The organism is Rhodococcus sp. IEGM 1351 (assembly GCF_030056875.1).
GTDB lineage: Bacteria > Actinomycetota > Actinomycetes > Mycobacteriales > Mycobacteriaceae > Rhodococcus_F > Rhodococcus_F opacus.
In genome coordinates, this window is the sequence record NZ_JASHKU010000019.1 from 142,689 (window position 1) to 162,329 (window position 19,641).

20 protein-coding genes are annotated in these 19,641 nt (G+C 66.6%); 8 read left to right on the plus strand and 12 right to left on the minus strand.

What is annotated here, in order from left to right; translation table 11 throughout:
- Positions 1-3: 3 nt before the first annotated feature.
- The 4 genes from QM806_RS28870 to QM806_RS28885 form a co-directional block, all read right to left on the minus strand.
- Positions 4-321, minus strand: coding sequence for a YdeI/OmpD-associated family protein (locus tag QM806_RS28870; RefSeq protein ID WP_005563885.1), 318 nt, complete (start codon positions 319-321; stop codon positions 4-6).
- Positions 322-354: 33 nt separating this feature from the next.
- Positions 355-1,461, minus strand: a complete 1,107-nt coding sequence (locus QM806_RS28875; RefSeq protein ID WP_005261175.1) for an alcohol dehydrogenase catalytic domain-containing protein — start codon at positions 1,459-1,461, stop codon at positions 355-357.
- A gap of 35 nt (positions 1,462-1,496) precedes the next feature.
- Complete coding sequence (locus tag QM806_RS28880) at positions 1,497-2,843, minus strand: M16 family metallopeptidase (protein WP_005261176.1); 1,347 nt, start codon at positions 2,841-2,843, stop codon at positions 1,497-1,499.
- Positions 2,844-3,072: 229 nt separating this feature from the next.
- On the minus strand, positions 3,073-3,756 hold the full coding sequence (locus QM806_RS28885) for a HemK2/MTQ2 family protein methyltransferase (protein WP_169695736.1): 684 nt from the start codon (positions 3,754-3,756) through the stop codon (positions 3,073-3,075).
- 156 nt (positions 3,757-3,912) lie between these two features.
- Here QM806_RS28885 and QM806_RS28890 point away from each other — a divergent pair, with 156 nt between their 5' ends.
- Positions 3,913-4,308: an SRPBCC family protein gene (locus tag QM806_RS28890; protein WP_169695737.1), complete on the plus strand. Its 396-nt coding sequence runs from the start codon at positions 3,913-3,915 to the stop codon at positions 4,306-4,308.
- On the opposite strand, the gene QM806_RS28895 is transcribed toward QM806_RS28890, so the two are convergent.
- The 4 genes from QM806_RS28895 to QM806_RS28910 all read right to left on the minus strand — a co-directional run bounded on the left by QM806_RS28895 (position 4,305) and on the right by QM806_RS28910 (position 7,256).
- The gene (locus tag QM806_RS28895) at positions 4,305-5,561 is read right to left on the minus strand and encodes a serine hydrolase domain-containing protein (protein ID WP_169695738.1); all 1,257 of its coding nucleotides are present in this window, start codon (positions 5,559-5,561) and stop codon (positions 4,305-4,307) included. The two genes, QM806_RS28890 and QM806_RS28895, sit on opposite strands and share 4 nt — an antisense overlap.
- 65 nt (positions 5,562-5,626) lie before the next feature.
- The gene (locus QM806_RS28900) at positions 5,627-6,184 is read right to left on the minus strand and encodes a DinB family protein (RefSeq protein WP_005563894.1); all 558 of its coding nucleotides are present in this window, start codon (positions 6,182-6,184) and stop codon (positions 5,627-5,629) included.
- Positions 6,185-6,234: 50 nt separating this feature from the next.
- Complete coding sequence (locus QM806_RS28905) at positions 6,235-6,840, minus strand: YdeI/OmpD-associated family protein (protein WP_120659240.1); 606 nt, start codon at positions 6,838-6,840, stop codon at positions 6,235-6,237.
- Positions 6,840-7,256, minus strand: coding sequence for a VOC family protein (locus tag QM806_RS28910; RefSeq protein WP_005563897.1), 417 nt, complete (start codon positions 7,254-7,256; stop codon positions 6,840-6,842). The genes QM806_RS28905 and QM806_RS28910 overlap by 1 nt, the downstream gene beginning before the upstream one ends.
- Positions 7,257-7,345: 89 nt before the next feature.
- On the opposite strand from QM806_RS28910, the gene QM806_RS28915 reads away from it, so the two are divergent.
- Positions 7,346-8,308 carry a helix-turn-helix transcriptional regulator gene (locus tag QM806_RS28915; RefSeq protein ID WP_283293666.1) on the plus strand — a complete coding sequence of 321 codons (963 nt, stop codon included), beginning with the start codon at positions 7,346-7,348 and terminating at the stop codon, positions 8,306-8,308.
- Positions 8,309-8,315: 7 nt separating this feature from the next.
- Here QM806_RS28915 and QM806_RS28920 read toward each other — a convergent pair whose 3' ends face one another.
- From QM806_RS28920 to QM806_RS28930, 3 genes are all read right to left on the minus strand, one after another.
- A complete protein-coding gene (locus tag QM806_RS28920) occupies positions 8,316-8,612 on the minus strand; it encodes an MTH1187 family thiamine-binding protein (RefSeq protein ID WP_009479982.1) in 297 nt (98 codons plus the stop codon).
- Between the two features lie 841 nt (positions 8,613-9,453).
- Positions 9,454-10,647 carry a hemerythrin domain-containing protein gene (locus QM806_RS28925; RefSeq protein ID WP_120659242.1) on the minus strand — a complete coding sequence of 398 codons (1,194 nt, stop codon included), beginning with the start codon at positions 10,645-10,647 and terminating at the stop codon, positions 9,454-9,456.
- 29 nt (positions 10,648-10,676) lie between these two features.
- Positions 10,677-11,336, minus strand: a complete 660-nt coding sequence (locus QM806_RS28930) for a TetR/AcrR family transcriptional regulator (protein WP_169693312.1) — start codon at positions 11,334-11,336, stop codon at positions 10,677-10,679.
- A 123-nt stretch (positions 11,337-11,459) separates the two neighbouring features.
- On the opposite strand from QM806_RS28930, the gene QM806_RS28935 reads away from it, so the two are divergent.
- Together QM806_RS28935 and QM806_RS28940 are read left to right on the plus strand one after the other, a co-directional pair.
- A complete protein-coding gene (locus QM806_RS28935; RefSeq protein ID WP_283293670.1) occupies positions 11,460-11,807 on the plus strand; it encodes a hypothetical protein in 348 nt (115 codons plus the stop codon).
- Between the two features lie 23 nt (positions 11,808-11,830).
- On the plus strand, positions 11,831-12,556 hold the full coding sequence (locus QM806_RS28940; RefSeq protein ID WP_005563907.1) for a class I SAM-dependent methyltransferase: 726 nt from the start codon (positions 11,831-11,833) through the stop codon (positions 12,554-12,556).
- On the opposite strand, the gene QM806_RS28945 is transcribed toward QM806_RS28940, so the two are convergent.
- The gene (locus QM806_RS28945) at positions 12,522-12,728 is read right to left on the minus strand and encodes a hypothetical protein (RefSeq protein WP_025432377.1); all 207 of its coding nucleotides are present in this window, start codon (positions 12,726-12,728) and stop codon (positions 12,522-12,524) included. The genes QM806_RS28940 and QM806_RS28945 overlap by 35 nt on opposite strands.
- Before the next feature lie 438 nt (positions 12,729-13,166).
- Here QM806_RS28945 and QM806_RS28950 point away from each other — a divergent pair, with 438 nt between their 5' ends.
- The 4 genes from QM806_RS28950 to QM806_RS28965 all read left to right on the plus strand — a co-directional run.
- The gene (locus QM806_RS28950; protein WP_155756112.1) at positions 13,167-13,337 is read left to right on the plus strand and encodes a hypothetical protein; all 171 of its coding nucleotides are present in this window, start codon (positions 13,167-13,169) and stop codon (positions 13,335-13,337) included.
- Between the two features lie 84 nt (positions 13,338-13,421).
- The gene (locus QM806_RS28955) at positions 13,422-14,429 is read left to right on the plus strand and encodes an anti-sigma-D factor RsdA (RefSeq protein ID WP_283293672.1); all 1,008 of its coding nucleotides are present in this window, start codon (positions 13,422-13,424) and stop codon (positions 14,427-14,429) included.
- Positions 14,430-15,393: 964 nt separating this feature from the next.
- Positions 15,394-18,276: an aminodeoxychorismate synthase component I gene (gene pabB, locus QM806_RS28960; RefSeq protein WP_169695771.1), complete on the plus strand. Its 2,883-nt coding sequence runs from the start codon at positions 15,394-15,396 to the stop codon at positions 18,274-18,276.
- A gap of 1 nt (position 18,277) precedes the next feature.
- Positions 18,278-19,641: condensation domain-containing protein (locus QM806_RS28965; RefSeq protein WP_283293674.1), on the plus strand; the 1,364-nt coding region annotated here is incomplete at its 3' end.

Here is a 19,641-nt window from a genome sequence, read left to right on the forward strand (position 1 = left end):
CCTTCAGCCGTGCCGCAGCGCGTCCACGGCCTTACCGATCCGGCGCTGCCGCGTCTCGTCCGTCTTGGCCCCCTCGACCGACAGCAGGTGCCGGCGCTGGTTGCTGTACGACAGTGCGTCGAACGCCTTTCGCGCGTCCGGCTGCCGGCCGAGCGCCTCGGCGAAGTCGGGCGGAACCGTGACGAACCTGGGTTCGGTGTCGAGCTCGACGTCGACGTCCACCTCGTCGCCTGCCGCGACCCCCGCACCTGCCCGGTTCTCGGGGATCCGGAAACCGGTCGCGGTCTTGCCGCCCAGCTCGATGGTGGTGCGGAACCTCATGGGCAGAATTCTGCCCGCGACCGGCCCGCCGGGTCAGTCGAACACGATGATCTGCCGGATCGCCCTGCCGTCGGCGAGTTCGTCCATGCCGCGGTTGATGTCGTCGAGGGTGATGCGGGAGGAGATGAGTTTCTCCACGGGAAGCTTCCCGGCGCGCCAGAGGTCCTCGTAGATCGGGATGTCCCGGGACGGCACCGCCGACCCGAGGTAGCTGCCGATGATCGTGCGGGCCTCGGCCACCAGGATGAGCGGGGAGATCGACGACCGCGCGTCGGGCGACGGCAAGCCGACGGTGATCGTCTTGCCACCGGGAGCGGTTGCGCGAACAGCCGATTCGAATGCGCGCGCGTTCCCCGCGGCCTCGATGACGATGGGCGCCCGGACCCCGGCTTCCTCCAGCTCCGCCGGGGTGTAGACGGCCGTCGCGCCGAGTTCGCGTGCGGTCTGCAGTTTCTCGGGTACGGCGTCGACGCCGATCACCTCGCCGGCACCCCGGGAGACCGCCGTCAGGATCGCGGCCATCCCCACTCCACCGAGCCCGACGACCATCACGGCCTGGCCGGGTTGCGGATCGCCCGCGTTGAGGACGGCACCGCCGCCGGTGAGGACCGCGCATCCGAGCACGGCCGCCACATCGGCGGGGACGTCGTCGCCGACGGGAACGACCGAGCGGCGGTTGACCACCGCGTGCGTCGCGAATCCGGACACCCCGAGGTGGTGGTGCACGGCATCGCCGCCGCGGTGCAGTCGCGCTCCCCCGTCGAGCAGGGTGCCGTCGTTGTTCGCACTGGTCCCCGGCACGCACGGCATGCGGCCGTCGGTGGCGCAGCCCTCACACTCACCGCAGCGAGGAAGGAACGTCATGACCACACGCTGTCCGACCGCGACGTCGTCGACCCCGGCTCCGAGCTGGGTGATCCGCCCCGCGGCCTCGTGCCCGAGCAGCATCGGGACCGGGCGCACCCGGTTCCCGTCGACGACGGACAGGTCGGAATGGCACAGGCCCGCCGCTTCGATCCGGACGAGGATCTCGCCCTCGCCGGGCGGGTCGAGGTCGAGTTCGGAGATCGAGATCGGTGCCGACTCGGCGAACGGGCGCGTTCTCCCGATCTCCTCGAGTACCGCTCCACGGATCTTCATCTCGGGCTTCTCCTCTTGTTGTCGGCGAATCCTCGTTACCGGACGATGCCGCGCACCGAGGCCGGCAGGTCACGCTTGCGACGATACGGTCCGACGACGGCGGCACCGAACGGGCGCTGCAGCAGAACTCGCGCGACGTCGCGCACCTCGTCGGTAGTGACCGCGTCGATCTTGCTCAAGGTTTCGGTGATGCTGCGGTGATTGCCGTAGTTGAGCTCGCTGCGACCGATGCGATGCATCCGGGAACCCGAATCCTCCAGTCCCAGAACCAGTCCGCCCCGCAGCGATCCCTTGGCGCGGGCGCACTCGGCGTCGGTGATGCCTTCGGCGGCCACGTTCGACAGCACCTCCCGGATCACCGTGGTGACCTCACCGAGGTTCTCGGGCTGGCACCCGGCGTAGATCGAGAACGCACCCGTGTCGGAGAACGTGTCGATGCCCGAGTACACGGAATACGCGAGGCCCCGGATCTCCCGCACTTCCTGGAAGAGCCGGGAACTGAGTCCGCCACCGACCGCGGCGTTGAGCACCGACAGCGCCCAGCGGTGCGACTCGTGCCGCCCGAACGCGCGCACCCCGAGGGAGAGGTGGACCTGTTCGCTGTCCCTGTTGGTCAGGCTGAGTGTCGGCTCCGTCCGCAGGCGCAGGGTGCCTGCGCGTCGGGGGGCAGGTTCGGACGCCGATTCGAGGTGCCCGGCGAACGCGCGCCGGACCAGCTCGACCGTCGGTTCGTGCTCCACGTTGCCGGCGACGGCCACCACCATGCGCGGCGGCGTGTAGCGCCGCACGTGGAACGAGTGGAGTTGGGTGCGGGTCATCGATTCGATCGATTCGACGCTGCCGATGACGGGCCTGCCGACGGGATGGTCGCCGTACAGCGCGGTCAGGAACGCGTCGCCGAGGAGGTCTTCCGGGTCGTCGTCGCGCATCGAGATCTCTTCGAGGACCACCTGGCGTTCCACGTCGACGTCGGCGGACCGGCAACGACCCCGCAGGACGACGTCGCTGACGAGATCGATGGCGAGGGGCAGGTCGTCGTCGAGCACGTGCGCGTAGAAACAGGTGTGTTCCTTGGACGTGAACGCGTTGAGCTCGCCGCCGACGCCATCCATCACCTGCGCGATGTCGAGGGCGCTGCGCGAGGGCGTGGCCTTGAACAGGAGGTGCTCGAGGAAGTGCGCGGCCCCGGCTACCGTGGGCTGCTCGTCGCGTGATCCGACACCCACCCAGACGCCCACGGACGCGGATCGGACACCGGGAACGTATTCGGTGACCACCCGGAGTCCGCCGGGGAGCACGGTGCGCCGGACGCCGGCATCCGGCTCGTGGAGGGTCGGCGCTTGGGTCAGTGCGGCAGTGCGGCTGCGATCGATCTTGGCCATGTAGTGGTTCAGCAGTCCTCGAAAGCTGGGCGTCGTCGAACGGCAAACTTTACACGCGGCATCCAGCCGTCGTTCACCAGCGTCGACGATGTGGTTGCGAACCCGATCAGTCGCTGTTCCCGAGGACGGCCACAGCGCGAACAACATCCTGGGCATCGTGTCCCGGGTTGCGGCGAGGCACTCGAACCACTCACCAGCGCGCCGTGGCGAGAACAGTTCGACGGCGCAGTCAGAGTCCGGGTCGGCGTGGGGCGTCGCCGGACCGGAGGTCGGTCGCCGTCAGCACCGCGATGCGCTCGGTGCGCTGGCCCGGCCGGATCATCTCCCTCGCCTCCAGCATCCTCGCGCGGGACGAGAGGGCGGGACCGAACGGCACGTCCTCCGATGCGACCATGTCCACCCGAAGTCCCCGTTCCTCCAGCATCGCCCGTGTCTTGTCCACCCCGTTGAGCGTCGACTGGACGAGGAGCAGGGTACCGCCGGGAGCGAGAAGGTCGGGGGTTTCGCTGCAGATCCGATCGAGCACGGCCCGCCCGTCGACGCCGGCATCCCAGGCCCGCGCGAGTATCCGGCCCGGCCTGCCGTCGTCCGTCGCCGGCGCGTAGGGCGGATTGGCCACGACCACGTCGAAGCGAAGGGTCCGGACGGAGTCCACCAGGTCGCCCCGCACGACGCGGATCGTCCGGCGGTTCAGTTTGGCGTTGAGCCAGGTACTGATCGCGGCCCGGCGCGACACGTCGACCGCAGTCACCCACCCCGCCCCCGCAGCACACGCTTCGACGCTCAACACCCCTGTGCCACAGCAGAGATCGAGCACACGGGTGCCCGGTCCGAGATCTCGGGCCGCCAGCACCTCGGCGAGCAGCCAGGTGTCACGCTGGGGGCGATACACCCCGGGCAGACGAACGAGCATGATCGGCTCCCTCCCTCGCCGTTCCCCACAAGCGTGGCCAGCACCCCGAGTTACATGCAACTCGACACGGGCCAATTCACCCGGTGTTCACGTCCGACCCCTCCCCGAGCCGCGTCTGCGGTGTCTGCCGGGGTCGAAAACGGGTATTCGTTCGCAGTGCCGCATTCCTTCTCAGCTGATTCCGACGCCGCGGTGGGCGTCGCGTGGGCCCTCGTCGCTCGGCCCTCGCGCTGGTCCGAGTGGGCGCCGCACCTGCGCGGCGCGTGGGGTCTCGGGTCCCCCGAGGTTCAGGCCGGCCGGCGTGGAGCGGCGCGACTGCTCTGGATCGTGCCTGTTCCCGCGTCGATCTCGGCCAAGACACCGGGCCGTTCCTGGGCCTGGCGGGTGGGACCGATGACGCTCGATCACGTCGTCGAGGCCCACGGTGCCGGCTCGCGGATCACGATGACCACGTCCTCTCCCGGCCCCCTCGACTCGGTGCTCGCCGCCACCTACGGCCCGGTGGTGCGAACTCTCGTCCGTCGACTCGCCCGCGTCGCGGGCGAACGCTAGCCGACGGCCATCGGCGGCGCGTCGTCCGGAGCGAGTTGAGCGCCGATTTTCCGGAACAGCCTGTCGGCCTCGTTCTTGTAGGCCCCCGTGTCGTCGAAGGCGGCCGGCTCGTAGGTGACGGCGACGGCGACGGCGATCTTCTGCGAGGGCAGATAGGCCTCCGCCGCCGCGGATCCGCTGAACAGCGGATTCTGCATCAGCCAGTTGCCCACGATCGGCAGTCCGAGCCCGTAGGTGTAGTCCTCCGATTGCGGAAAGCACGTGGTGCAGCCGGGCAGGGTGGTCGTCTTGCCGCGCAGGTCGGTCGACACCATGGCCTCATAGGACTCGGACGAGAGAAGTTCGCCCGTGCCGATGGCGACGGCCGTGTCGTGGAGGTCGTAGATGTTCGTGGTCTGGATGGCTCCGTGGGTGATGGTCCAGGACGGGTTCCAGTACGTGGATTCCTCGTAGAACGGCGCACCGGGTGGGATCTGCAGGGCCTCGCGCCGCTCGGACGAGAACGCGTGCAGGACGGGTTCGGTGATCGCCGCCGTCCCCGGGTCCGTGGTGTTGTCGAGGCCGAGCGGACCGAGCACCTTGTCCTGCATGAGTTCCGTCATCGGCTGACCGGTGATCTTCTCGAGGGCCAACCCGAGGATGACGTAGTTGGTGTGGGCGTAGTTCCAGTTGGTCCCGGGTTCGTAGAGAAGCGGCTTCGACGTCGCGAACGCCAGGAGTTCCTCAGGCGTCCAGTTGCGGAACGGTGCCGCGTAGAGGGCCTCGGCGAATTCGGTGTTGCCGATGACGTAGTCGACGTAGCCCGAGGTCATCTGGGCGAGCTGACGGAGCGTCACGCGGTCGGCGTGCGGAATGTCGGGCAGCCACTTCGACACCGTGTCGTCGAGGCTCACCTTCTTCTCGTCGACGATCTGGAGCAGCAACGTGGAGACGTAGGAGATGGCGACGGCTCCGTTGCGGAAGTGCATGTCGGTGGTGGCGGGCACCCCGGTCATCGACTCCCCGAGCGCCTGGGTGACGATCTCCTTGCCGTCGACCGTGACACGCACGATCACCGCCTTCAGGTGGCTCTCCGCCATGGTGTCGCGCACGATCTTCATCACCGCATCGGCCTGCGCCGGGTCGGCCGACGAGACGGCAGAACCGTTGCTCGTGTCCGAAGAGGAAGAATCGGAGGACGAGGTGTTCGACGTGCACGCGGCCAGGAGAGCGAGGACGCACGTCAACAGGAGAACCCGCCGGTTCGGTGTCATACCCGAGCTTGGCAGATGCGGGCGGCCACTGGATGTGAAAACCGTGGAGCGGGCCAGGATTCCGGTCAGATTACCGGCCGGCGCAGATAGAGATCGCGGAGCAGCGCCACCTCGGCGCCGTGATGGATGACCTCCCGGTTGATGTGCAACACCAGCGCCGCCATCGGATAATCCGCGAACGGTCCCTCGCTGGGGCCGCACGGCCGGGCGAACCCCTCGACTCCGAGGTTCCGGACACCCGCAGACCAGGCCGCATAGTTCTCGTCGAGTTGCGCGAGCGCCTCGGCCGCGGTGCCGGCGTACTCGAACGTCTGATAGTCGACGGGCAGCCCGCCGAAGTGACTGGCGATGCGCACACCGAAGACGCCGACGATCACATGCCCGAGCCGCCACGCGATGGTGGTGACCGGTGGCGGGTCCGGTTCGGGGAAGGCGAAGTCGATGGTGAACGCGCCACTCCCGGCCTGGACCGGCGCCTGCGACTCGCCGCGCGGGCGCACACTCCAGCCATCGGTCGCGGGTTCCCAGAAATACTCCTCGTCGGTCAACCCCTCCAGCCGGGGACGCAACTGATGCTGCCAGTGCCAGCTGAGCTGATCGGCAAGTTCGTGCGGCCAGTCCATGTCCTGACTCCCCTCTCCTTGTCGCCGATCGGACGTCGATCTCGAGACGGCTACCGCACACCGTCCGGGACCCGGACCCCCGGATGATTTGCCCGGAGGTTCATCGCCGCCAGCGCGACCGTCCGCTCGATCCGCCGCTGCCTCGTGTCCGGCTTCCTGGCTGACGCTATCCATTCCAGGATCAGCCGTGTCGAAGACGGCGGAAACTTGTCGAAGTTCGCGCGTGCAGCGTCGTTTCGCCCGAACGCTGCCCGCAGATCGCCGGGGACGACCGAGCTGTCCCCGTTCGCCGTGTTCTCCCAGGTCCCCTTGGCCTTGGCCAGATCGATGGCGGCGTAACCGTGCTCGGTCATCAGTCCCTGCTCGATCATGTCCGCCACGCGCCGCCGGTTCACCCGGCTCCAGGTGCTGCGCGGGGTGCGCGGCGTGAAGCGCAGTTGAGAACTGTCGGCGTCCCGTCTGCGGTGCAGGCCGTCGATCCACCCGAAGCACAGGGCCTGCTCGATCGCCTCGTGGTAGCGCACGCTCGGCGTTCCGCTGTTCTTGTGGTGGATGATCAGCCAGACCTCTGTCTCGGTCCGGCAGTTCTCCGAAAGCCAGGCACGCCATTGCGCGGTCGTGCGAGCGACGACGGTGTTCACGTCGTGGGTGTCCATCACGCGCCTGCCTTCGCAGCCAGAATGTCCAGGTAGTGCTGGTTGAACATGACGCCGAGGATGTTCCCGAACGGGTCGGCCACGGATGCGGTGACGAATCCCGGCCCGTGTTCGATCGGCTCTCCGTGCAGGGTGGCGCCCAGGGACAGCAGCCGCTCGACGGTCGCCTCCAGATCGTCGACGTGCCAGTAGGTCATCGTGTTCTCGGCTTCGCGTGACCGGTCGGGCGTCGCAAATCGGCTGTCGATGATGCCGAGTTCGTGCTGGTAGTAGCCGATCCGGAATTCGATGTAGGCGGGTGCCCCCGCCACCGAGCGCACGAAATACGGCTCGATTCCGAGCAGTTCGGTGTACCAGGCCTGGGCGGCGGTGAGGTCGTCGGCGTAGAAGTTGACGGTGGTGAGTCCTCGCAACATGGGTGGTTCCCTTCCTCGGTCGGTGACAACATTCATCCTCCGACTCAAAGTGCTCACCAATTGAGCACTTTTCGAGGGAAACTGAGGACATGCGCGCTGACCGACTCGTCGCCACCCTTCTGCTGATGCAGTCCCGGGGTCGAGTGACCGCCGCCGAGGTGGCGGACGAACTCGAGGTGTCCGTCGCGACCGCTCGCCGCGACCTGGAAGCGTTGTCCGCTGCGGGGATCCCGGTATACCCACAGTCCGGGCGCGGCGGCGGGTGGTCGCTGGTGGGCGGCGCCCGCACCGACCTCAGCGGGTTGTCCGCGACGGAGGCGCAGGCGCTGTTCCTTCTGGTCGGCCCGGCGGCCGCCGTCTCGGGCGAGGCCAAGGCCGCGCTGCGCAAACTGGTGCGGGCGCTGCCGCAGACCTTCCGGGCCGACGCCGAGGCCGCCGCCAGTGCCACCATGATCGATCCCACCCGGTGGGGCGAACGCGATCGCCGCAGGCCCGAGATGGTCGACCTGCTGCAGGCCGCCGTGATTCGGCGCCGGAAAGTGCGCCTGACGTACACGAACAGCGCCCGGCAACGGTCCGAGCGACTGGTCGACCCGTGGGGTCTCGTCGACAAGGACGACAGCTGGTATCTCCTGGCCGGGACCGAACGGGGACAGCGGACCTTCCGGGTCGACCGGATCGTCCACGCCAAATCGACGGAGCAGCCCGCCGAGCGCCCCGACGACTTCACACTCGCCGCGGCGTGGGACGAAGTGGTCGGCGAGGTGGAACAGCGGCGCTCGACGACGTGGGCGACCGTGCTCATCGACGCCAGGTTCGTGCCGATCCTGCGCGATCACTTCGGGCGGCACTGCCACCCCGACGGTGCGGACGACGACGGTCGCGCCCGGATCCGTCTCGCCGCACCGACCCCGTTGGACATCGCCCGGAACCTCGCCGGCTGGGGGTCGATGGTCGAGGTGCTCGAACCTCGATCGGTCCGGGCCGAGCTCGCCCGGATCGGCACGGAACTCGCCCACCACTATGCCGGCGAACATGGTGCGGGCGGATGACCGAGCGTCAGTCGGTCAGGTAGCGCTCGACCGTCTCGACCTTCGCTCGCAGCTGATCGCTCCGCCCCGGCCGGATATCCGCTTTGAGAACCAGACTGACCCGCGGAAACTGTTCCAGCAGAACGTCCGTTGCACGCTTCACGACGGCCATCACCTCGTCCCACTCACCCTCGACGGTGGTGAACATCGACGTGGTCTCGTTGGACAGCCCGGATTCGCGGACCACCCGCACGGCCGCGGCAACCGCGGCACCGACGCTGTCGGAATCCCCGCCCATCGGGCTGACGCTGAATGCCACCAGCATGTGCTCTCCTTCTCTGGGCATCGAAGACCACCATCGAAGCATCTCGTCCGGGTCTCCGCTGCACCCCGATCGCCCGCCTGAACAGGTTCCATCCACCGGCCCTCTGAGCGAGGAGGTTCCCGGACGTTCCACAGACACACGTCGGACGGCGCCCCTGATCAAGGGGACGCCGCCCGCGAGCACGAACGTCTGGTTACCAAGCTGCATGGTTGCGCGGGGTGAAATGTGGCCTCGGCGTCAGACATCCCCCCGTCTGACGCAAGCCCGCCGCGCTGAGCCCAGTTAGTGGGCTGTGCTTTCTGCGTGGGTGCCTACAACTCGTGCTGGGTGCCACGACCGAGAGGTGGAATCTTCTCTTCCGGTTCGACCTTGGTCTGTCGTGGATCCGTACCTCAGGTCTACCCCGCATATCCGGATAAGGCAACGAACCCGAGCTCGAGCGCGCCGGCCGCTGCGTCCAATTCGCCCAATCGCCGAGCTGCAAGGTCACCGACCCGGTCCGCTGGGCACGACAGAACTCACTGCCGAGGCGTACAAAGGAAAGACACCCGGGAGGCTCGGCAGTGGCGCGACAAGCCGCCACCCGCGCGATCTACGTGACAGGAAGAGCGACCTCCTCCAGCCACACGCACAGAGAGGACTTCGCATGGGAGTTCCGTGGGCACCACGGGCACGATCGGATGCGTACTGGGAGCACCAGGTTTCCGCCGAAGCGCGAGGCTGCGACAGTAGCGAAGCCAGAGAATCCGCACCCGCCGACAAGCGCCCGACCCTGGCCGACCACAGCATGACTCACCGCAACACTGACGCCCCACCTGCAGATAACAGCGAGTAATGGGCACTAGGCCGTTCGGGGCAGGGACGACCCTCTAGGCGTGCAGGCGCGCGCCTGCCGCCGCAGCGCCTTGAGATTCTGCTGCATCTGCGGCCGCATGTCCCGGTGCTGCGGCTGCAGGCGTGAGTAGAGCGAGAGCAGCGGGCCGTACGGCAGTACGTCGATCCGATACGCGTGCGTCACCCGGGTCCCGTCGCCGTCCGCTCTGAATGTGTATGACCAGGTGGTCGAGTCGTGGTACAGCGGGTTGCGCCGATCCGACACCGTGTGGAACTCGAACTTCCTCCCCGGATCGGCGGCGGTCACCTCGCAGACCCGGGACCAGCGCATGTGATGTGCGCGGTTGTGCCCCCGGAATCGGGCGCCCACGGTCCCCGGCGACCGTCCCGGTAGCCACGCGCAGCTGCGGCACTCGGGGCTCCGTTCGCTGATGCGGGTGACGTCGGCGACCGCGTCGTACAGCTGCCGGGCCGGGATGTCGATCCACAGTTCTGCCGAGCCCTCGGTGCGGAGTGGCTGGTGGAGCCGGGGGCTCACGTCGAGGTCGGCGCCCCACCGGGCGGCGCATGCCCGCCGATATGGTCGTTTGAACGTATGGAGCAGCATGAACCGGGTGGCGGGATCGACTTTGCGAACGGTGACGTCGTAGTCTTCCCGATCGACACCGTCGACGATCCAGTGAGCTTCGATCCCCAGCTCCCGCTTGGTCTTCGAGGCGATGAACACCTGCTGCTCTACGTCGTCCCACTGACGACAGGTCAGGGTGCGGGCGACGACCGGCATCATCTCGTCCTCTTCGCGCTGCAGGTGCGGCAGCAGAACCTGTTCGAGAGCGGCGAGGGAGCGCGACAGTTCTTCTCGGGCCGCCGGATGCGCACGGTATTCGGTTGCCGCAGCGGTGACCCGCTCCATCTCGGGGCCGATTCGCGTGTGGTCGGCGTCCATCGCGTCGAGCAGCGCTCCGGCGGCCGGGTTCAACTCGCGGACCAGCGGCCACAGTCCACGGTCCTCGCCGCTGTGGTGCAGGTGCAGGAAATGCATCATCCACGCGAGATGATCGGCGAGGGCGACCCGCTGAGTCTGCACGGGCGGAGGTGTTGTGCGCAGCACCTGCGCGGCGCGCGCAATATCGCGGCGCAGCGCGCTGTGGACGATGCGCATGATGCGAGTGTCGGCGGGAGGCCGAGTTTCGGTTGTCATGACCTACTCCAGACAATGGTGCCCGTATGTCACACCGGGCGGTCGAAGATTTCCGCGATGCGGTCGATCAGCCATGACTCGTAGCGGACGCGACTCCAACCGCATTCGTCCACGAGCAGGGCATAGACCTGATCGTGGGTTTGGACCCACAGTTCGTCGACCTGACCAGGATCGGCGTGGTGGCCCATTATCATATTTGCGACGTCGGCGACCGAGCGCCTGCGCTGCCCCTCCAGGTCGGCGGCCACCGCTGCGAGCGTGGCATCCGCCGTCGCACCCTGGCGGATTGCCATGGCCAGGCGGTAGATGCGCTCGTTGATCATGGCGATCATGCGCGCACCCATCTCGATGCGGTCGCCGGTCGTGCGCCCCGTACCGATCGCCGTGTAGACGGGCCTGTCGGCCAACGGCACCTGTGCGTCATCGCCGACTATGGCGACCTCCAGCGCCAACTTCAATAGGTCCGCCTTGGATCCGAACGTCGTGTAGACGGTTTCGACGGAAACCGCCGCGGCCCGCGCGACATCCCTCATACCGGTGGCGACCCAGCCGTGCTCGGCGAACAACCGGGTAGCGGCCTCCAGTACGACCGCCCGCGTCTGGGCTGCCTGCATCCGACGCAGCGGCGAGCGGTACCGGCGGGTCCCAGATCCGCCCGGCTCCGCAGTGCCGTACTCGACCGTCGCCATACGCCAATCCTAGAACGCACAAGTTTTCAATACAATACTGTTCAAGCGATTTCGGGCAGGCCCGTCCGCACGCTTCGCTCCTCCGAAGCGGCCATCCGTGCATGCCACGATGCGCGCGTCGAAGTGCATTCGTTGCCGATGGCCACCCCGATGACGGCATGGATGGCACGGCGGCGGCATTCGTGGCCGGCGATCGCCGAGATGGGGGTGGCGATGTATCTCGCGTTCGTCGTGCTGTTCCCGCCGCTCTGGCTCGGCCTGCTCTCCGGCGACGGCCTGATGCTCGCCGGCCATGTGCTGATGCCCCGCAATGGCAGCGGCCATGCTGCACCGCAGGGAGGAATACGTCGGGGCGCATTGACTCCCCCACCGGGGCGCTCTGCCAGTCGGCACCGGGTGGTGAGTTCGGTCGAATTGCAGGATGACCCGGGCGGCACCAGGGCTGCCGGGGCGGTCGGGGCACGACGGTAGCGCCGATCCGCAATGATCACACCGTGGCAACGTTCAACGACTACGACACGTACGCGTCGGCGTATGACGCCGACACCGAGAACAACGTGTACAACGCGTTGTACGAGCGACCTGCGACCTTGGCGCTGGTCGGCGACGTCGCAGGCCGGAAAGTGCTGGATGCGGGCTGCGGCAGCGGTGCGCTGTCGCGTGCACTCCTCGCCGCCGGTGCCGCCGTCACCGGCGTCGATCTCAGCAACGGTCTGCTCGCGATCGCCCGAACGCGCCTGGGTCCCGACGTGTCGTTGATCCGGGCGGATCTCAACCAGCAGTTACCCATCCGGTCATCGATCTTCGATGTCGTCGTCGCGTCGTTGGTGATGCACTACGTCCACGATTGGTCGAGACCGTTGACCGAGTTCCGCCGGGTACTCGCGCCAGGCGGGTACGTAGTCATCTCGACCCATCACCCGTTCGTGGACTTCAGGCTTGCCGGGCAGGGCGATTATCTCGGAACGTACGAGTTCACCGAGGAATGGGTGAAGTCCGGCGAGACGTTCCACATGAAGTTCTGGCACAGGCCGTTGCACGCCATGTTCGACGCATTCACCGCAGCGGGATTCACCGTCGAACGTATTTCGGAGCCGCGGCCCGGTGCGGCGGTGCACGATCGCTCCCCAGAACACTTCGAGCGGCTCAGCCGTGAGGCACCGTTCATCTTCTTCACACTGCGCGTCAGGGAAGATGCATCAGCTTCCTGGCGAGGGTGAAGAGGCGGCGTGCCAGCCTCACCACGGGGAGGCCCAGAGGAAGCAGGATGACTGTTACGCAGAGCACCCCGCCGACAAGCCATACCACCGCCGCGACGATGCCCAGCACCGTGCCGAGAATGGCCGTGAGGATGCCCAGCACCACGTCGAGCAGGCCCCGTAGTAATCGCATGACGACCTCCTGACCTCCTGGTTCCAGTTTGCGCGCCGACGGGCCGAAGCGCACCACTGAAAGCCGCCCATCGGGGAAGGAATACCGCTGCCCCGCGAACCGTTGACACACTCGACGGTGTTCGACCCAATGCCCCGGGTACCACATTGAAAATTGTCGCTTCGAGCGACCACTTGCCGAGAGGCGCACTGGCGGGCACCGTCACCACCCGCCCGGGTCAGACCTACATTGCGTAGCGTGCCTGGGAAGGAAGCGAAGCCGCTGACACCGTGAGGTGCCGGCGGCTTCTTGCGTGCGCAGACGAATGTGGGCACCACTCGCGTGACTGCATGGCGCTCATCGGGATCGAACGGCTGCGCCAGACCACCCGCTCCAGCGCGCGCACGTCGGCATCGAGCTTCCGGTACGTCGGCGCAACCCGCGAAGAACGACGGTGTCGTGCGCAGTCGTGAGGCACCACCGCTCGACGCACTGATCGATTGCATCGCGGTAGCTCGCAAGGCCGGTGTCGACGAACTGGCCACGCTGGACGACGCGACCGCGCTTGCGGAAGCGCATGAGGTGTGGCAACTGCTGAGCCTCGCCGAGTACCTGGCGCTGGTGGGATAATCCACCTAGGAGGATCTTCCACCCCGAAGAAGCAATGCCCTCGTAAGAACGTCGACCCCGGCCCAGGGCCTCAGGACCGCCCGAGTGCGCCGCGACGACGCTTTGATCGACGCGATCGCCGGTGGCGGTCCTGTCGCGACGGATTCGCCGGAGCAGTACGAGCTCGCGCTTCTGCTGACCAATTGGCGCGCCGACATCGTGGCGACGCCGATGCCGACCGGGCCGCTGCTCGACGACGTGATCGCGGCGATCGACGCCTCGGACGCCCGTTCCGCACGCAGCGCTGCCCGCGGCAAGCTCCGCTTGTTGCGACCCATCGCCGGCGCTGCCGCCGCGATCGCGGTCGTCATAGGTGGCGTCACCATCTTCTCGTACAACGCCGCACCCGGCGATCCGCTGTGGAGCGTCAAGTCGGTCGTGTTCAGCCAGCAGGCCGATTCGACCGTCGCGCAGATCGACACCACGTCGCAGCTGCAGGAGGCCGAGCGGCTGATCGCCGCGGGCGACGCGGAGGCGGCGAAGAACCTGCTCGAGGGCGCCGCAGACCGTTCCGGCGGGGTACGTGACGCCGACCTGCGCAACGAACTCGACGTGTGGCGTGCGAAGCTCGCCGCGGAGGTCGAGAAGATCGCTCCCACCACGCCGCCCGCGGCGACGACGCCCGGTACCACCACCACCGACGCGCCGACACAGACCATCGAATTGCCGGCCACGGTGCCGGGGACACCCGGTTCCACGACCGCGCCGGGAGTCGAGCAGTTGCCGGGAACCCTGCCCACGGATCTGCAGATTCCCGGACTGCCGCCCACTTCACTGCCGCCGCTACCCACGACGACGCTGACGTGCCAGCCGCAGCCCATGTTCTGCTCGACGAGCTCACCGTCTGGGGCACACCCGACACCGCTCGAGACCAGCTCCAGCACTGGTACACGGCAGGCGCCGAGATGCCCATCCTCACCCTCCCACCCCACCGCACCATCGCCGAACTCGACTACATGCTCGAATCCATGCGCCCACACCCCTGACATTCCCGCCTGCTCGCGCAACACCGAGAACGGAAGCTGTTGGGACAGTTCGCGTTCAGATAGGTAGTTGACGTACCAATTGTTATCGGCAAATTGTGGGAGACTCGACATCTCGCCTCTCAACGGTCCCGAGGGTTGCGCGGTCTCTTCGCTCACTTCCGCCTCGACGACGTGGCTGTTGCGGATCTCGCCCGACCTCCGCCTGGTGCCCGCAACCTCGCCCACTCCCCACCAGGTCCTCGCCGCTCGACTGGAGCGGGCGAAGACCGCGTGCACCGTCCCGGCCGGGGGAACTCGATCGGCATTGCCGCCAGGCGATACCACCGCGCACGAGGTACAGAAAGCTTCATGCCGATGCAATCCCCGGCTGCGCCGTCCCCAACTGGCGAAACGGGGAAACGCGCCCGCCATCGTCGCGGTCGGCCGTTCCATCCTCGTGATCATTACAGCAGACACATCACCCCTGAGGTCAAGAGACGCAATCACTTTCGTGCGCCGGAGGCCCTAGTCACACCGTCACCCTCCGCGAATGGAACCGACCATTTGCTCTGTGGATTACCCGGATGGGTGCCCTTGTATCCACAGACTTTCGTGACTTAAGGTGGAGTGCGCGCCTCGCGCGGCGTGTCGGGGTCTGGGCGGGTTGCGTTGATAGACAGGCTAAATAGCCCTCCTAAGGATTGATCATGTCCATCAGGCCCACCGTATCGACGGTACAAGGACCCAGTTGTCCCCCGGCCGGTTCGTCCCCAAAAATGCACGAGCGGGCATCGCCGGCACTCAGGCGCAGCCGGTCAGTTTTCCTCAGGTCGGCGGAGCCTCCTAACGGGGCCGACACGTCGAGAGGTCTTGGTGGCAACGCCCCCAGTCAATGAATCACACGAGCTTTCCCCGTGCTGGAGGAGGGCGCCACGGGTGGTGCGCGCTCAGACGAAAGCTCCTGCAATAAGTCGAGGGACCTCTTCACGTCGGTGCACCGGCGAGTGACACCGCAGTGTCGCATCCCTCACACGCCGAGAACCGGGCGAACGATGTTTACCAAGACGTTGTTGATCGACAACTACGACTCCTTCACATACAACCTCTACAGCTTTCTCAGCGAGGTCAACGGGTGCCCGCCGACGGTGGTGCGCAACGACGTCGACTGGCGTGCGATCGAACTGACCGAGTTCGACAATATCGTGATCTCTCCGGGGCCCGGTCGTCCAGCAAGCGAACGCGACTTCGGCATCAGCTCGCGGGCCATTCTGCAGGGTGGGCTTCCAACGCTAGGAGTGTGCCTCGGCCATCAGGGTTTATGCCAACTGTTCGGTGCGCATGTCGTCTTGGCACCAGAGCCGAGGCACGGTCGCAACTCAGAGGTATTCCACGACGGAAGAGAATTGTTCGCGGGCCTCCCCTCGCCCCTGTCGGTCGTCCGGTACCACTCTCTCGCCGTCGAAAATCTCCCTGATGAGCTGGAGCCAACCGCGTGGACATCCGACGGGATCCTCATGGGAGTAAGGCACCGCCGGCGCCCGCTGTGGGGGGTGCAATTTCATCCGGAATCGATCTGTACCGATCATGGACATGAACTCCTCGCCAACTTCCGTGACCTCACCCCGACCCGCCGGAAGGGATCCGCCCCGAAGCCTCGACGTCGGCCGCGGACCTTATCGCCATACGTGGTGGAAACACGGCGGATAGATCGGCGAGTCGACCCGCAGACGGTGTATGAGCGCCTGTTCGCAGACGGCCCCAACAGTTTTTGGCTCGACGGCAGCTCCACAGTGGAGTCGGACGCCCGCTTCACCATCATGGGCGACGCATCTGGCCCACGCGCCGAGTACATCACGTACGACGTTGCGGACGGCACCGTCCTGGTGCACCGTTCCGGCGTTCCGGCCGGCAAACGACCCGTGCGATTCTTCGACTATCTCGACGAACAGTTGCGGGCCCGCGCTGTGCCGCCATCGCCGGACCTGCCGTTCTCGTTCAATCTGGGTTACGTGGGCTACCTGGGCTACGAGTTGAAGGCCGAAGCCGACGGCAATGCGCAACACTCCGCGGACACACCGGACGCTGCCATGGTCTTCGCCGACCGCGCAGTCGTGATCGACCACGTCGACGGCAGCTGCTACCTCCTGGCGCTCAGCGAGCAGGCCAACGAACCCGAAACCCGCGACTGGATGCGCCGTACGGCCCAGGTAATCAACCGGTTGCCCGTCACGACCGACGATGCGCTTCCCGCGCGGCCGCTCATCAGGTCGGCGGCAGACCCGCGCATGACGCTGCGCCACAACCGTGAAACCTACCTCGACAAGATCCGTACCTGTTTGGAGAACATTCGCGTCGGCGAAACGTACGAAGTGTGCTTGACGAACCACGCCCAGATCGATGTCGAGATAGACCCCGTCGAAACCTTCGCCTACCTCCGATCGATCACTCCAGTGCCTTACGCAGCACTCCTGAGGTTCGAGGCAGCGGACATACTCAGCGCCTCCCCCGAGAGGTTTCTGCGCGTGGACGCCGACCGGGTAGTGGAGTCCAAGCCGATCAAGGGCACCCGGCCGCGGGGAGTAACCGCTGCGACGGACGACGCGCTCCGCCAGGACCTGCTGACGAGCGAGAAGGACCGGGCCGAGAACCTCATGATCGTCGACCTCGTGCGCAACGATCTCTCACGGGTCTGCACTCCCGGTTCTGTGCACGTACCGCGATTGTTCGACGTCGAAACCTACGCACCGGTCCACCAACTCGTGTCGACGGTGCGGGGGACGCTGCGCAGCGACGCGACTGCAGTCGGGTGTGTGCGCGCCTGCTTCCCGGGTGGCTCGATGACCGGAGCACCGAAGATACGCACCATGGAAATCATCGATCGGCTGGAGGAGGGGCCGCGAGGCGTGTACTCGGGCGCCCTCGGCTGGCTGTCCATCAACGGCACCGCCGACCTCAGCATCGTCATCCGAACCATGGTGTCCCGGCACGGGACAGTGAGCTTCGGGATCGGGGGCGCCATCGTCGCATTATCCGACCCCGACGAAGAGTTCACCGAGACCCTGGTCAAGGCGGCCGCCATGCGCAGGGCCCTCACGATCAGCGCCGGCAGATCCCCCGCCCTCGCACACAGCGTTGGTCCGCAGACCTCGAGTGACGCCATCGATCGAGCTATGCGACGACTCTCGCGGGCCGAACTGGGCGGTGTAGAAGTGTGGGTCTGCCCCGGTGTGCCGGCACCCAGGGCCAACACCGAACTTGTACTTGCCGAGGCCCTCGCCGATATTTCACATGTCACGACTCCAGTGGTCGTGGATCTGTGCACCGGTTCGGGAGCAATCGCCCTGGCAATCGCGCATGCCCGAGCCGACGCCGGTGTACATGCCGTGGATGCGGATCCGACAGCCCTGAACGTGGCGCGACGCAACATCGAACGTCAGATCCGCCTCGGCGAGAGCCCGATCGTGCTTCACGAAAGCGCCGTCACCACGCCCAATCTACTGTCCGGCCTTGCCGGAACGGCCGATCTGGTCCTCGCCCGTCCACCGTGCATTCCCGACGACGAAGACCTTCCCTCACAGTGCGGCGAGTACCGCCGACGGGCCTTGGTCAGCGGCACAGATGGGCTGAAGCTCGCCCGGCAAACGATTGTTGCGGCGGCACGGCTCCTGCACGCGGGCGGCAGCCTCGTCGTCGAGCACCGTCCCGACCGCTACACGACAGTGCTCGCACTACTCGACGAGAACAAGTTCTTCGCCAACGTGGCAACACATTTCGATCAGGCGGGAGAAGCGGCCTACACCACGTGCGCGCGGACATCCATGCAACTCCAGCACGCCGAGGTCGGGCCCGAGCCCAACCCTTGCACGCCTCCTGGTGCGAAGAGCAGATCGGAGAAGAGTCGTGGACGCCGTCCCACCACCGACTCCAGGAATTGAAATGCGCTCGGGAGCCCTTCCGTCCGAGGCATGCCGTTTATCGGCCGCGCAAAAGGGAATCTGGTTCGCCCAGCAACTGGCCGGCGAGCTCCCGATCACGATCGCGCAGTACGTCGAGGTCTTCGGCGAGTTGGATATCGATTTGCTCGAGGCGACCAGTCGCGTGGCGGCCAGGGAGTTCGGTTCCGGGTTCTTACGCCTAGTCGATCACGACGGTGAGCTGTATCAACTGGTCGACGATTCTTCCGACAGCGGGATCCGACGAATCGACTTTCGCGCGGAGGACGACCCGAGCGTCGCCGCGCAGCAGTGGATGCGCAGCGAGTTCAGCACCCCGATAGACCTCCTCCACGATGCGCTCGCAGTCTCGGCGGTCCTCCGAGTCGGCGACCGGCACTACTACTGGTACTCACGCGTTCACCACATCGCCCTCGACGGCTACGGCGCCATGACGCTGATGCAGCGTATTGCCGAGTTGTATACGGCCGCAGTTGCCGGTGTCGAGGCCCCGCCGCTCCGCGTGCTGGACCTCGCACAGATCGTTGAAATCGATGCTGCCTACCGGAACTCGGATCGCTTCGAGGCGGATCGGCGGTACTGGGCGGAACGGACCTCGGGACTGCCGGAACCTGCGAGCCTGGCCGGGCGGTCGGCGCCCGTCGAGGCGCATCCGCGAGTGGCCAGCGCGGCCTTGTCACACGACGTAGCCTCATTGCTCGATTCGGTCGCAACGAAGCACAACTCGAGTGCAGCAACGGTCTTGGTCGCTGCTCTTGCCGGCTTCCTGTGCCGGATGACAGGCAGATCGGACATCGTACTCAGTCTGCCGGTTTCGGCCCGAACGACCGCACCGCTGCGACGCTCAGGTGGGATGTTGGCCAATGTCGTGCCGCTGCAGCTCGACGTGGGCGCGGACGTGACGATCGGGACACTGATCCACTCCGCCCAGCTCGAGTTGACCGGGGCGCTGCGGCGGCAGCGGTACCGCCGTGAGGACATCTGCCGTGATCTCGGCACGGACATCAGCCGCAATCGCTCGTTTGGTCCGACTCTCAACATCATGCCGGCCGACCGAGAGATCCGGCTGGGCCCGCACCTCGGCCGACTGCACGTGTTGACCTCCGGGCTCGTCGACGATCTTTTCGTCAACATCTACCCGAGCGTGGGCGGCACCAGGACGCACATCGACTTCCAAGCCAACCCAAGCCTGTACGACGACGACGTTCTCAAATGTCATCACGACCGCTTGTTGTCCTTTCTCGACCGCTTCCTTTCTGCCGATGCGGGGAGTCGGGTCGGTGACCTCGACATCCTCGACGCCGACGAACGACGGAACCTGCTCGACCGCACCGGCGGCCCCGAACA